The sequence below is a fragment of the Azospirillum agricola genome (assembly GCF_020005195.1).
Taxonomy (GTDB): domain Bacteria; phylum Pseudomonadota; class Alphaproteobacteria; order Azospirillales; family Azospirillaceae; genus Azospirillum; species Azospirillum agricola.
The window spans coordinates 1-12,820 of sequence record NZ_JAIFZR010000003.1 but is presented as its reverse complement, the minus strand read 5'-3'; the positions used below and the strand labels follow the sequence as shown (position 1 = coordinate 12,820).

The following is a 12,820-nucleotide window of genomic DNA, read 5'->3' as shown; positions in this document are numbered from 1 at the left end:
ATGAACTCTAATCAAGTTCGAAGGCGTTCTTATAATCCAGGGCCAAGGCGGGGTCCTGGTCCTCCTTGCGCAGCAGGCAGTTGCCGACCGCCAGCATCTCGATCTCCGAGCCCATGAAACAGCGGAAGGCGTCCTCCGGAGCGCCGACGATCGGTTCACCCCGGACATTGAAGCTGGTGTTCACCAGAACTGGACACCCCGTGCGCGCTTTGAACGCCGATATCAGCGCGTGGTAGCGCGGGTTCGTATCGGCGTGCACCGTCTGGATGCGGGCCGAATAATCGACATGCGTCACCGCCGGCACCGAGGAGCGGGGCACATTGAGCTTTTCGATGCCGAACAGCCCCCTCTGCTCCACCGTCATCTCGATGCGATGACGCTCCGCCACATCGGCGACCAGCAGCATGTAAGGGCTGTCGGTGTCGATGTCGAACCAGTCAGCCACATCCTCGCGCAGCACCGACGGTGCGAAGGGCCGGAAGCTCTCCCGGTACTTCACCTTCAGGTTCAGCGTCTTCTGCATGGCGGGCGATCGCGGATCCCCGAGGATCGAGCGGCCTCCCAGGGCGCGGGGTCCGAACTCCATGCGGCCCTGAAACCAGCCGACCGCCTTCTCCTCCACCAACCCATCCACCACCGCTGCCGTCAGCGCCGCGTCGTCCAGCACGGTGAAGCGGGCACCAGCCGCCGTCAGCCGCCGCTCGATCTCCTCCTGCGCAAAGGCCGGCCCCAGATAGGAGCCGCGCATCGCGTCACTCGCTCGCACGCTGCGCGGCTTGCCCGCGATGCCGTGATAGGCGGCAAGCGCCGCCCCCAGCGCACCGCCCGCATCACCGGCCGCCGGCTGCACCCACAGCCGCTTGAAGGCCCCGTCGCGCAGGATCTTGCCGTTGGCGACACAGTTCAGCGCCACGCCTCCGGCCATGCAAAGGTTCGATATGCCGTACTCGGCGGCAAGGCCGCGGGTGATCCGCAGCACCACCTCCTCCGTCACCGCCTGGAGCGAGGCCGCCAGATCCATGTGACGCTGGGTCAACGGCTCATCGGCCTTGCGCGGCGGACCACCGAACAGCGCGTCGAACCGGGCGTTGGTCATCGTCAAGCCGGTGCAGTAGTCAAAATATTTCTGGTCGAGCCGGAAGCTTCCATCCGGCTTCAAATCGATCAAGTGGCCGTAGAACAAGTCGGTGTGACGCGGCTCACCGTAGGGCGCGAGGCCCATTACCTTGTATTCTCCAGAATTGACCTTGAAACCCAAATAATAAGTCAACGCCGAATAGAGAAGTCCAAGCGAATGGGGGAAATGGATTTCCTTGACGATCTCCAAATTCTTGCCACGCCCGATGCCGACCGTCGTGGTCGCCCATTCGCCGACCCCGTCGATCGTCAGGACCACGGCCTCCTCGAAGGGAGACGGAAAGAAGGCCGAGGCAGCGTGGGCCTGATGATGCTCGCTGAACAGCAGCTTCGCCTCACCGTCGAAAGCGGGGTCGAAGCGGCGGAGTTCCGTCACCAGCAGCGATTTCTGGAACAGCTTCTCGCGCAGCCACACCGGGATCGCCATGGCGAAGGACCGGTATCCGCGCGGCGCGAAGGCCAGATAGGTCTCCAGCAGCCGTTCGAACTTCAAAAAAGGCTTGTCGTAGAAGACGACATGGTCGACGTCGCTCAGCCCGATCCCAGCCTCCTCCAGCACATAGGCGATGGCCCGGCGGGGAAAGGCGGAGTCATGCTTCTTGCGAGTGAAGCGTTCCTCCTGCGCGGCCGCGACGATGGCGCCGTCCACCACCAGCGCGGCCGCGCTGTCGTGGTACAGGCCGGAAATGCCGAGAATGCGCAAGGAGAGGCCTCCGTCAGAACACGGTGTAGATGAAGGGGGCGATGGCGCTGCCCTTGGTCAGCACGACCAGACCACCCAGCACCGTCATCATGATCAGGATGGGGAGCAGCCAGAACTTCTTGCGCTCGCGCATGAAATACCAGAATTCACGGAAAAAACTCATCGATGGAGCCTCGGGATCGGCGTCTGGGATCAGAATTGGCGGCGGATGCTGTCGGGAGCCGGGCCGGGCGGACGGCGGACGATCCAATAGCTGTCCGCCTGGGAATCGAAGGCCAGCTTCAGAGGCCGTTTGCCCAGCGCCCGCATGAGAAGCCCGATCGGCGCCACGCCGACGTAAAACATCAACCCCATGATCAAGGGGCTGGTGACCCGGTGCAACAGAAGCCCGAACCGCGTCCACAGCCGGTTGAACGGCCCCAGCAGCGCCGGTGCGGCAAGGGCCAGCAGCAGCACAGCCAGGGCGCCCCCCAGCCACCACTCGGCCCCGCTGCTGCCACGCCACAGCTTCAGGGCGCCGATCACTCCGAAGAATCCGGCGAAGACGAAGCCGAAGCCACGGTCGCTGCTGCCCTGCACCTCGTCGGTGTCGCGCGATAGATTCTCGTGCAACTGGCTGGCCGACATTCGACTGGTCCGTGTGTGGGTGTCCGGAAAGGGAACCGCTTCGGTGGTAAAGACAGCCCCCCGGCCCTGTCAAGGCTTACGGGAAGACCGCAGGCTCAGCGGTCGCGCAATATCAGCAGATCGACCAGCAGTCCGACCAGCGTGATCAGCATCTGGAAGGCCAGGATGGCAAAGGCGACGGCGAGCGCACGATCGGGCGCCACCGCGAACAGGCCCAGCATGCCGACCAGCGAGGCCTCGCGCAAGCCAAGCCCGCCGATGGTCACGGGAGCCAGCAGCAACACCGTCAGCGCGCCGATGATCACACACCACAGGGCGAAGGACAGCTCAATCCCCAACCCGGCCCCCAGCAACTGGGTAGCGAAGGCCTGGACCAGCTGCGCCGCGACGCCGTAGGCCAAGGACAGAACAAGCGTCCGCGGCTGCGCCGCATGGAAGGTCCAGGTGTCGAGAAACAGACCGACCGGGCCGCTGAACCGGCCCCGCCATCCGTCCCCGACCAAGACCATGCGGGCAAGGCCACGGACGCGCTCCAAGGCCAGCAGGCTCGAAGCGGTGGCGATCAGCGTCAATCCGCCGACCAACGCCAGCAGAAGCGTGTTGCCGAAGCGGTGGGTCTCGACCAGGAGTCCACCCAATGTGGTCAGCAGAAGGGCCGCCAGCGAGGTCATCTTGTCGAAGGCGACGGAGGACACCACCCGCCCGCTCTCGCCGGTGCCGCGCGCCAATCGGTAGGCCTTCACCGCCTCACCCGCCAACTGGCCAGGCAGCAGGAGCGAGTAGGCCTGCGCCACCAGCACGAAAGCGAGGATCGAGCGGACCCGCCGCCCGGGGATCAGGATTTGGAGTTTTGCCGCGTTGATGACATGGAACGTCCCATAGAGCAGGGCCGCCACCAGGGCGTGCCACGGCTCCACCAGAGCAAGCTGGCGCATGGCGTCACCGACGTCGAATCGAACGATCAGGAAGGCGACGAGCGCTCCGCTGATCAGGAGCTTGACGGCGTAGGCCATGGTGACGGGCAGCTTTCCGGAACGTGCGTTTGGAGTCTTGGCGCGGGGTGGCGGAGGCGCCACCGGAACGCGCGGACCCTACAGGCGCGCAGCCTCCCGGAAAAGGATTTTGCCCACCCGCCCTCCAGGTCACAGGAGGCTGGGAACAGCGCGACAAAACTCCAAGCCCCCTCCCTTATTTCCAGCTTGACGCGCGGGTGCCCAACAGGGTTGGCATGGCTCTGCACCCGTTCAGCCAACCTTCGCGAGCATCCTTCATGCCCCTGGCCAGCTCCTCTTTGGCAAGCACCAGCGCATCCCCCGCGGCGCTTTCACCCGCCCTGGTCACCTGGATCGGAGCGCTGGTGCTGGTGCTGGTCGCCTTTGCCTTCTATGGCGCCTACATCGACGTTGGCTACAATTACGCCGACGACGGGCACTATGCGCAGACCGCCTACGAATTCCGCCTGGGCACCGATCCACACGCCATCCGCTTCGGCTATGGGCTTCTGTGGCACAAGGCCGGCGACTGGATGTTTCGCGTGACCGGCCCCAGCTACGCCGCCGTGCGCGCGCTTTTCTTCATGGTGGCCGGTGCAACCACGGTTCTGGTCTGGCTGTCCGCGCGGTTCCTCGGGATCGAAGCTCCGATGGCCGCTGTCGCCGCTGCCATCGCCCTGCTGGTCCCAGCCTACCCCGCCACCGCCTTCTACGGCTTCTGCACCTTGCTGAACGTCGCGGCGCAGGTGCCGGCGGCGCGGCAGGGCGCGGCTCTGCGTGCACGCGACCTTGTGCTGCCGGCGCTCATCCTGTCCTTCACCTTCCAGATCCGCGCGGATTTCGGTTACGTCTTCAGCCTGCCGCTCGCCGCGATGGTGCTGCACGCCGGCTTGGCCGCCCGGGAGCGGCGGTTTCGGCGGTTTGCCGGACTGGCGGCCACGGCGCTCGGGGTTTTCATCCTGGGTCAGCTCCCATTGGCTGTCCTGGCAATCCGGGGCGGCTACCTCGATCTCATGGTGGGCGAGTATCTGCGTTACCCAAAGGCCATCACCCTGATCCTTCTGCGCTTGCTGCATCTGGAACCGGCCGCCGCCTCCGGCGCCGGCACGCTGCTGCCGCGCGTGCCGCTGACCGCGCTTTGGGCCGGGCCGCCCGATCAGGCGGCGCTTGCCCTTCTGACCTACGGTTGCCCGCTGGTGATCGCTGGTTTCGCTCTCTTCGAGATGGTGGCGGTCGCCCGCTCATCGAAAGGAACACGGGCGGGCCGCATCGGGGTCGCCGGAGTCGTGGCCCTGGGGGCCTGCGCCAGCCTGCCGCATTATTTCCTTTACCGGCCCGATCTGCCGCACATCGCCAACTTCATGCCAGGCTTCCTGTTGCTGAGCGCGCTGTTTGCAGCCCGCTGGTGGGAGGCCACCACCACCGGCAGCCGGTGGGGGGGAGCTTCTCTGCCCGGCCTGTTGCTCCTGTTGGCTCTGCCGCTGGTCTATCTGTGGACGGGATCGAGCAATCCCGGCACCGGCTCCCCAGCCCTGGCTGCCGGCCGGACCATACCCTTCAGCTCAGCCAACGGCGTCCATGTCCGCGTCACCGCCGGGGAGCACGCTCTGTTGAGCGGGTTGCGCGAAGTGATCCTCTCCCATTCCCAACCGGGTGACCGCATCGTCTGCCTGCCCTTCTGTCCCGGCATCGCTTTCCTGGCCGAGCGGCGGATGCTGCTGCGTGAGCATTACGTGGACGATTCCCTGCTGGTTACCGATCCGGGCTGGATTGAACGCACCATCGCCCTGACGGAAGCGGCGCGCCCACCGCTGGTCATTACCTTCGATTGGGCGATGAACGGAACCGAGCTATCGCGGGTTCGGAACTGGGCAGCCCCCTACTACGCCTATCTGGACAGAGTGGCCGTGGAAAAGCGTGATGTGCTGGGCGCCACGGTCCATATCCTGCGTAAGGCGGGCTCCTGACCCATGGTTCTGACGGCTCTTCCCAAGGGAACCGGTGTTTCGTGGCGTCAGCTGCTGAATGGGATTTGTGGCAACGTTGCCGCCTCGCTGTGGTGGGCTCCAGGCTTGGCCAAGCGCCTCTATCAGTGGCGGGGGGCTCGCTTTCACGATCGAGCCAGTGTGTTTCTGGGGCGTGGTGTCGTCATCGACAACCGCCACCCGGAGCTGCTGGAGATCGGTGCTGATGTCTGGATCACCGCCGGCTGCATCCTGCTGACCCATTCCTATTGCAGCGCCTTGCAGCGGCGTGCCCACGGCATGGAGGAAACGGTGGCCGGTCTCGTCATCGAGGAGGGCGCCTTCATCGGCGCCGGTTCCATCCTGCTGCCCGGCGTGCGGATCGGCCGTGGTGCCTATGTCGCGGCCGGATCCGTGGTGGCGGCGGATGTTCCGCCTGGAATGCTGGTTGCTGGCAATCCGGCACGCGTCATCCGACCTCTGGGCCAATCCTCCGTTTGAAGCAGAGGCGCTTGCTTTGGAGTCTTGTCGCGCCCCCGCTGGCTGGCCGGGCGCGCCTAAACTCCAAAAACAAAGAAGGACCGCCGAAGCGGTCCTTCCTGTGGATCCGGTTTGAAAACGACCTCAGCGGTAGAGCTGGGCGATTTTCCGTTCCGGGATTGGTGGGGCCGAGGGGTGCAGGAGGACGCCGGTCTCATCGACCTCCACCTTCGCTTCCGGATAGACCGCGAGCGCCAGCTGGAGGGATTCGATGAAGCGTTTGCGGAAGTCGCGCAGCCGGCTGTAGCCGGCTCCAAACTGTTCGAAAACGGCGGCCCAGGTGACCGTCGTCGGTTTGCTCAGGCTGTGCAGCCGGTAGGCAAGCCAGATGTAGATGTCGATGCTGGCGCTGTTGTTCTGGATGTGACGCAGGGCCGGCTCCCAGATCGGAACCGGATGGGCCTTGAGTTCATTGAAGAAGGCGTCCGACAACAGCACGCGATCCTCCCAGAAGCTGCCTTGCTGGGGCTCGTTCGCCGTGGAAAGGTGAATGCCGCCCTTCACGATGGTGTCCTTCGAGAAGCCGACCCCGTTGGCGTCGTCCCAAGCAAAGGTGAGGTTGCAGGCAGCGATGCGGCAGGACTGTTCCCGGATGTCCCGGTAGGTCTGGCCACCGATTGACAGACCCATGCGGTCCAGCCACTCGTGCATGCTGCGGCCGAGTTCGACCTCGCGGCTGTCGGTCTGGATCGCCCGGGTTTGCAGATAGAGGAGGATCATGCGGGCGCGGCTGCCGTAGGGAACGCCGTAAAGGCGAAATCCTCCACCACGGACCGGCAGACGACCGGGCTCGATCAGAAGACGAATCCGGTAGCCACGGCGCTCCCAGGGAACATCGTCAGGGAGGCGGCGATGTGGAAGCGCCGTCAGGGCAAAACCGGAGTAGGTAATGCCAAGATCCTGCCGCTCTTCCTCCAGAACGGCGGCAGCGATGTCGACCAGTGCGCGACGTTCGGGTGTGGCTTGAAGAGCCTTGGCCTGTTCCCGTCCCACGGCGGTGACGAGCTGGTGAATCGTCCCCATGGTGGATCGACCTCGTTTCTTGCAGCGATCATCCCGATATATCCCTCGCCGTTTGGAGAGGCAACTTGGAGTCTTGTCGCTCAAGCTATTTGAAGATTATTTGAGATCTCCTATTAGTTTGCGCGACAAGACTCCAGTGGAGAATCACGAGTCGCGCGACAAGACTCCAAAAGCAGGAAGACAAGACTCCAGGGGATCATGTCCACAGGCTGTGGATAACTTTCGGCCCGCGACAAGACTCCAGCGCACAACTTTGACCGGTAAAACGAATCGGGATGTTGGCGAATCGTCGCGAGATCCGAGTCGCGTATTTGTTCTTGCCCGATTCGCGGTTCCGGAGTCTCGAACGCCCCTCTCCGGGGAACCGGGAGGGGCGCGACAAGACTCCAAAGTGGGAACTGGCTGCGCAGCGGATCAGGCGCGGCCGTACGTGTCGTCGATACGCACGATGTCGTCTTCGCCGAGATAGGCGCCGGACTGAACCTCGATCAGGTTCAGCGGCACCTTGCCGGGATTCTCCAACCGATGGACGGCGCCCAGGGGAATGTAAACGGACTCGTTCTCGCGCAGGAGGATCTGTTCGTCGTCGCGGGTGACCAGAGCGGTGCCGTTGACCACCACCCAATGCTCCGCCCGGTGGTAGTGCTTCTGCAAGGAGAGCCGAGCACCGGGAGCGACGGTCAACCGCTTGACCTGGAAGCGGTCGCCTTCGTGCACCGATTGGTAGAAGCCCCAGGGACGGTGGACCTTGCGGTGGGTCAGCGGCTCGGTGCGGCCATCGCGCTTGAGCTGCTCGACCAGAATCTTGACGTCCTGCACCCGGTCGCGGGAAGCGACCAGGATGGCGTCGTCGGTCGCGACGACGACCGTGTCCTCCAGCCCGACCAGCGCCACCAGAGCGTCGCTTTCGCTGCGGACGTAGGAATTCCGGGTGTCATGCATCAGCACGTCACCATGCCGGACATTGCCGTCGGCGTCGCGCTGTCCGACCTCCCACAGGGCCGACCAGGCACCGACGTCGGTCCAGCCCATGTCGGCGGCCACCACCGCGGCGACGCTGGTCCGTTCCATCACCGCGTAGTCGATCGAGGTGCCGGGGGAGGCCGCAAAGGCATCCTTGTCGAGCCGGAAGAAGTCCAGGTCGCGGTTGCCGGCGGCGAGCGCCGCCTTGGCCGCCGCCAGCACCTGGGGCTCGAAGCGTTCCAGCTCGGACAGGAACAGGCCGGCTGGGAAAAGGAACATGCCGCTGTTCCAAAGATAGTCACCGCTTGCCAGGAAACCCTCGGCGACCTTGAGGGTCGGCTTCTCGACGAAGGTGGCGACGCTGAAGGAGCCCTCATGGCCGGCGATAGGGGAGCCACGCCGGATGTAGCCGTATCCGGTTTCCGGCGCGTGCGGCACGATGCCGAAGGTCACCAGCTGGCCGGCGGCGGCCACGGCGGCGGCGGCATCGACGGTGGCCAGGAAGGCGTCCTGGTTGCGGATCAGGTGATCGGCCGGCAGCAGCAGCAGCAGGGCCTCGGGATCCGTCTCCGCCAGAGTCAACGCGGCCACTGCGGCGGCGGCCGCGGTGTTGCGCGCCACCGGTTCCAGAATGATCGCCTGGGGCGCCAGCCCGATCTGGCGCACCTGCTCCGCGATGATGAAGCGGTGCTCCTGGTTGCAGATCAGCAGCGGAGCGGCGAAGCGCCCGGTTCCATGAACCCGGGCCGCGGTGTCCTGTAGCATCGACTGGTCGGAGCAGAGCGGCAGCAGCTGTTTCGGGTAATGCTCGCGTGACATCGGCCACAGCCGGGTGCCCGAACCGCCGGACAGGATGACGGGATGGATCTGCGGGGAAGGGGAGCGGGCCATGGCGGTGAGTTCGCATGCTGGGAAAGGGACTGCTCTCTCAAGCATGTACCGTGTCACCGTCTCAAGCGCCACGACAAGAATGAACTACCGCAACCCGGTCCCTGGACTGGGCGTTTCTCCATGCCGCTTTGGCGCTGGGTGTGGGAGGCGTCAACGGGAAAGCGGGAGGTCGGCCATGCCGTCGGCGGTCGCGGGAGCAGCGGGCGGGCGCGCATCCGGCAGGGAAAACGGGCGGAGCCGCTTGTGGATGGGCCGGCGTGGCACCGCTCCGGTGTCGTAGGCGAGGAAGGCGACGAGGAATTGCATGCCCAGGATCACGGGCAGACCGGCCAGCATCACGGTGCCGGCCGTCGCCGGAACCCCGTGGGCGGCGTTCCAGCTCCATCCCGCGGCGCCCAGAAGGATGCCCGTCGGCAGCAGCAGCAGCGCCAGCAGAAGATAGATCGAGGCGATCGACACGTCGCGCAGCACGTAGCTGTAGAACAACCGCTTGGCGAAGTTGCGCAGATGCGCCGCCAGGAAGCGTGGAATCTCCGCGCCGATCTTCAGGTTGCTCGTCTCGTCGCGGTAGCGCGCCGCCATCGGCACGTCCGCCACCACCGCACGGGCGAGGTTGAGGCGGAACAGCATGTCGGATTCGAAGAAGTAGCGATGCGCTATCTTGTCGCGGGGCAGCTCCATCAGCACATCGCCGTGGATGGCGACGTAGCCGTTGGTCGGATCGAAAACGTTCCAGTAGCCGCTCGACAGCTTCGAGAAGAAGGACAGGGCGGCGTTGCCGACCAGCCGCACCGCCGGCATCTCGCGGAGCTGGTCGAGGTCGTGGAAGCGGTTGCCCTTGGCGTAGTCGGCTTCACCCTCCAGGATCGGGCGGACGATGCGGGGCAGCAGCGCCGGATCCATCTGGCCGTCACCGTCGATCTTCACCAGGATGGTGGCGCCGTCCTCCGCCGCCCGCCGCATGCCGGTCAGCGTCGCGCCGCCGACCCCCTGGTTGACGGCATGGGTCAGCACGGTGACCCGCGGGTCGCGGGCCTCGCACCGCACGAGTTCGCCCGTCCCGTCCGGGCAGGCGTCGTCGACCACGTAGATCGCCGCCACCTCCGGCCCGATCGCGGCGATGACATCCAGCACATGGGCGCGCACGCGGTAGCAGGGAATGACGACCGCGATCCTGTGGGGAGGGATGCCGGGGTGCGCGCTCATGGCGCCTCCCTCGTCCAGGCGGTGATCGAGAACATCGCCGTGAAACGCGGTCCGGGCAGTGGCCGGTGGGTGCGGTGGCGGGGACGGAAGCCCCGGTTCTCCAGGAAGGCCTCGACCTCGGCGGCGGTGTGGTAATGGTCGGCCGGCTTGGTGACGCCGAAGGCCTGACGGGCAAGCGCATACAGGCCGCTTTCCGTCGGCAGCGAGGTGAAGAGATGACCGCCCGGCGCCAGCCAGGCGGCGATCCGTTCCACCGGAGGGGCGAGATCGGGGAAATGCTCCAGCACGTCGGCGGCGACGACCGCGTCGAAGGGCTGCGGGTAGCTGGTGGTCAGGATGTCGGTCTCGTCGAGCCGGACATTGGCCAGCCGGTGTTCCGCCACCACCCGGCGGGCGTCGCGGGCGTCTCGGTCGATGCAGACCACCTCGCGGAAGCGCCCGGACAGGGTCGGCAGGAACACGCCGCCACCGCCGCCGAAATCCAGGCAGCGGCCGTCGGCCTTCACGCCGACCCGGTCCATCAGCGCGTTGATGGCGCGCAGCCGGGTCCAGAAGGCGGTGCGCAGGATCGGGTTGGGGTGGTGATAGAGGCTGGGCGTGTCGGTGCTGCCCGATGCGATCCGCCGCAGGAAAGCCGGGTCCACCGGGACGAAGGGCGTGCTGGGCGGGTTCATGGAGCAGGATCCGTGATGGTGGGGGTGAAGCCGGCGCCGATCAGGAGTTTGGCAGCGAACGGCGCCACAACGCTGCCGGGGGGGCGGCTGGGCGGAAGGAGGTCGTTCGCGGCGAGCATCGTGTCGGGTGCTCCAGGATCAGGCCCGAGTGATGCCCGAGCCGGCGGAGGGCTGTCAACCGCAAGGGTGGGCGCGAGGGTGGGTGACAAGCGTGGCGGTGTCGGTGAATGCGGTTGACAACGCAAGGCCAGCCGCTACGAAGGGGCATCGCCCTCGGCCGGGTCAGCGTGGGGCGGGGAGTTCTTCGAGCATGAGCACGCGCACCATCTCCATCATCGCTCCTTGCCACAACGAGGAGGAGGTGATCGCCGAATTCCACCGCCGGCTTTGCGCGGCGATGGAGGGGCTGGAGGAGGATTGCCAGATCCTCTACGTCGACGACGGCAGCACCGACCGCACGCCGCTGATCCTCAAGGAGATCTGCGACCGCCAGCCCAACGTGACGGTGCTGCGGCTGTCGCGCTGCTTCGGTCACCAGATGGCGCTGACCGCCGGCATCGACCACGCCAAGGGCGACGCCGTCGTCATCATCGATTCCGACCTTCAGGATCCGCCCGAGGTCATCCATGCCCTGGTCGACAAATGGCGGTCCGGCGTGCAGGTCGTCTACGCCCAGCGCTCCTCCCGCGAGGGGGAGACGCGTTTCAAGCTGGCCACCGCCCACGCCTTCTATTGGCTGATCAACCGGGTGTCCGACGTTCACATTCCCTCCAACGTCGGCGACTTCCGGCTGATGGACCGTGTCGTCGTCGATGCGCTGCGCGCCATGCCGGAGCAGCACCGGCTGCTGCGCGCGATGATCAGCTGGCTGGGCTACCGCCAGGACGTCGTTCCTTACCGTCGCGACCGCCGTCACGCCGGAGTCACCAAATACCCGTTGCGCAAGATGGTGCGGTTGGCCTTGGACGGGCTGGTGTCCTCCTCGGCGGTGCCGCTGCGGCTGGTGTCGATCGTCGGGCTGGCAACCTTCCTGTCCTCCATCCTCGCCGTGTTCGCCGCCTTCGTCTGGTGGGCCTCGACCGGCCGCTGGCTGCCGGAACCGCTGTCGGTCTTCCTGATCGGTCTGGTCTTCACCGGCCTCCAGCTCTTCTGCTTCGGCGTCATGGGGGAGTACATCGGCCGCATCTACGGCGAGGTCAAGCGCCGGCCGCTCTATCTGATCGGCGAACGGCTGGGCCGGGGCGAGCCGGGGCGGTCGCGCCCCGCCACGAAGGCCGCTGCCGAAATCGAGCGGGTGTGACTGGCCGATGCGCCTGCTGCTTCTGAACTATGAATTCCCTCCGCTGGGCGGCGGAGCGGCGACGGCCAGCCGCCATCTGATCCGCGAATGGGCCGCCATGGGGGTCGAGGTCCGGGTCGTGACGAGCCACTTCCCCGGCCTTCCCTGGCGCGAGGAACAGGATGGCGCCGTCATTCACCGCCTGCCGGTCCTCCGCCGCCGCCGCGACCGTGGCCGGATCGGCGAGATGGCGCTCTACATGGCCGGCGCCTCCCTGTTTGCGCCTGTTCTGGCGGCCCGCTGGAAGCCGGACGCGGCGCTCGCCTTCATCGGCATCCCCAGTGGCCCGGTCGCCTGGAGCCTGAAGGGGTTGACCGGCATCCCCTACGTGGTCTGCCTGCGTGGCGGCGACGTGCCGGGCTTCCGCTGCGAGGGTGTGGATGGTTTCCACCGTCTCCTGGCCCCGGCGACCCGCCGGATCTGGGGGCAGGCGGCGGCGGTCACCGCCAACAGCCAGGGGTTGGCCGATCTTGCCCGTGCCTTCATGCCGGATCTGGCGGTCCCGGTCATCCCCAACGGCGTCGATTCCACCCTTTTCCACCCCGCTTCCTGCCCTCCCTCTTCCGCCTCCAATGGCCCGGTCCGGCTTCTGGCGGTCGGTCGGCTGGTTGGGCAGAAGGGTTTCGATCTGCTGTTCAACGCGCTTGCCCGGCCCGGATTGGAGCGGGCCGAACTGGATCTGGTCGGTGACGGCGAGTGGCGCGCCGACCTGGAAGCGCAAGCCGTCCGGCTGGGGCTGGCGGGACGCATCCGGTTCCGGG

General features: G+C 66.2%; 12 protein-coding genes. 4 read left to right on the top strand and 8 right to left on the bottom strand.

Annotated elements, in window-relative coordinates; all coding sequences use genetic code 11:
* Nucleotides 1–7: 7 nt before the first annotated feature.
* The 4 genes from JN22_RS08205 to JN22_RS08190 form a co-directional block, all read right to left on the bottom strand.
* Nucleotides 8–1,840: a carbamoyltransferase family protein gene (locus JN22_RS08205; protein WP_085553500.1), complete on the bottom strand. Its 1,833-nt coding sequence runs from the start codon at nucleotides 1,838–1,840 to the stop codon at nucleotides 8–10.
* A 13-nt stretch (nucleotides 1,841–1,853) separates the two neighbouring features.
* Nucleotides 1,854–2,003: a DUF5989 family protein gene (locus JN22_RS08200; RefSeq protein WP_179166085.1), complete on the bottom strand. Its 150-nt coding sequence runs from the start codon at nucleotides 2,001–2,003 to the stop codon at nucleotides 1,854–1,856.
* A 29-nt stretch (nucleotides 2,004–2,032) separates the two neighbouring features.
* Nucleotides 2,033–2,467, bottom strand: a complete 435-nt coding sequence (locus JN22_RS08195; RefSeq protein ID WP_085553499.1) for an SxtJ family membrane protein — start codon at nucleotides 2,465–2,467, stop codon at nucleotides 2,033–2,035.
* Nucleotides 2,468–2,562: 95 nt separating this feature from the next.
* Nucleotides 2,563–3,480 carry a lysylphosphatidylglycerol synthase transmembrane domain-containing protein gene (locus tag JN22_RS08190; protein ID WP_085553498.1) on the bottom strand — a complete coding sequence of 306 codons (918 nt, stop codon included), beginning with the start codon at nucleotides 3,478–3,480 and terminating at the stop codon, nucleotides 2,563–2,565.
* Between the two features lie 257 nt (nucleotides 3,481–3,737).
* Here JN22_RS08190 and JN22_RS08185 point away from each other — a divergent pair, with 257 nt between their 5' ends.
* Nucleotides 3,738–5,426, top strand: coding sequence for a hypothetical protein (locus JN22_RS08185; RefSeq protein ID WP_085553497.1), 1,689 nt, complete (start codon nucleotides 3,738–3,740; stop codon nucleotides 5,424–5,426).
* Nucleotides 5,427–5,429: 3 nt separating this feature from the next.
* Nucleotides 5,430–5,924 (top strand): acyltransferase, encoded by a 495-nt coding sequence (locus JN22_RS35190; RefSeq protein WP_085553496.1) that lies wholly within the window; start codon nucleotides 5,430–5,432, stop codon nucleotides 5,922–5,924.
* A 123-nt stretch (nucleotides 5,925–6,047) separates the two neighbouring features.
* On the opposite strand, the gene JN22_RS08175 is transcribed toward JN22_RS35190, so the two are convergent.
* From JN22_RS08175 to JN22_RS08160, 4 genes are all read right to left on the bottom strand, one after another.
* Complete coding sequence (locus tag JN22_RS08175) at nucleotides 6,048–6,986, bottom strand: replication protein RepA (RefSeq protein WP_085553495.1); 939 nt, start codon at nucleotides 6,984–6,986, stop codon at nucleotides 6,048–6,050.
* A 414-nt stretch (nucleotides 6,987–7,400) separates the two neighbouring features.
* On the bottom strand, nucleotides 7,401–8,840 hold the full coding sequence (locus tag JN22_RS08170) for a mannose-1-phosphate guanylyltransferase/mannose-6-phosphate isomerase (RefSeq protein ID WP_085553494.1): 1,440 nt from the start codon (nucleotides 8,838–8,840) through the stop codon (nucleotides 7,401–7,403).
* Between the two features lie 150 nt (nucleotides 8,841–8,990).
* Complete coding sequence (locus JN22_RS08165) at nucleotides 8,991–10,046, bottom strand: glycosyltransferase family 2 protein (protein WP_085553493.1); 1,056 nt, start codon at nucleotides 10,044–10,046, stop codon at nucleotides 8,991–8,993.
* Nucleotides 10,043–10,720: a class I SAM-dependent methyltransferase gene (locus tag JN22_RS08160; protein WP_085553492.1), complete on the bottom strand. Its 678-nt coding sequence runs from the start codon at nucleotides 10,718–10,720 to the stop codon at nucleotides 10,043–10,045. The genes JN22_RS08165 and JN22_RS08160 overlap by 4 nt, the downstream gene beginning before the upstream one ends.
* Before the next feature lie 310 nt (nucleotides 10,721–11,030).
* On the opposite strand from JN22_RS08160, the gene JN22_RS08155 reads away from it, so the two are divergent.
* Together JN22_RS08155 and JN22_RS08150 are read left to right on the top strand one after the other, a co-directional pair.
* The gene (locus JN22_RS08155) at nucleotides 11,031–12,020 is read left to right on the top strand and encodes a glycosyltransferase family 2 protein (RefSeq protein WP_085553491.1); all 990 of its coding nucleotides are present in this window, start codon (nucleotides 11,031–11,033) and stop codon (nucleotides 12,018–12,020) included.
* 7 nt (nucleotides 12,021–12,027) lie between these two features.
* Nucleotides 12,028–12,820 (top strand): glycosyltransferase (locus JN22_RS08150; RefSeq protein ID WP_143268215.1); only part of this gene is annotated, 793 nt, incomplete at its 3' end.

What these genes read in the sequence shown, in the direction of transcription:
- JN22_RS08200 (WP_179166085.1), bottom strand. Translation starts at nt 2,003, where the DNA reads ATGAGTTTTTTCCGTGAATTCTGGTATTTCATGCGCGAGCGCAAGAAG.
- JN22_RS08195 (WP_085553499.1), bottom strand. Translation starts at nt 2,467, where the DNA reads ATGTCGGCCAGCCAGTTGCACGAGAATCTATCGCGCGACACCGACGAG.
- JN22_RS08190 (WP_085553498.1), bottom strand. Translation starts at nt 3,480, where the DNA reads ATGGCCTACGCCGTCAAGCTCCTGATCAGCGGAGCGCTCGTCGCCTTC.
- JN22_RS08185 (WP_085553497.1), top strand. Translation starts at nt 3,738, where the DNA reads ATGCCCCTGGCCAGCTCCTCTTTGGCAAGCACCAGCGCATCCCCCGCG.
- JN22_RS35190 (WP_085553496.1), top strand. Translation starts at nt 5,430, where the DNA reads ATGGTTCTGACGGCTCTTCCCAAGGGAACCGGTGTTTCGTGGCGTCAG.
- JN22_RS08175 (WP_085553495.1), bottom strand. Translation starts at nt 6,986, where the DNA reads ATGGGGACGATTCACCAGCTCGTCACCGCCGTGGGACGGGAACAGGCC.
- JN22_RS08170 (WP_085553494.1), bottom strand. Translation starts at nt 8,840, where the DNA reads ATGGCCCGCTCCCCTTCCCCGCAGATCCATCCCGTCATCCTGTCCGGC.
- JN22_RS08165 (WP_085553493.1), bottom strand. Translation starts at nt 10,046, where the DNA reads ATGAGCGCGCACCCCGGCATCCCTCCCCACAGGATCGCGGTCGTCATT.
- JN22_RS08160 (WP_085553492.1), bottom strand. Translation starts at nt 10,720, where the DNA reads ATGAACCCGCCCAGCACGCCCTTCGTCCCGGTGGACCCGGCTTTCCTG.
- JN22_RS08155 (WP_085553491.1), top strand. Translation starts at nt 11,031, where the DNA reads ATGAGCACGCGCACCATCTCCATCATCGCTCCTTGCCACAACGAGGAG.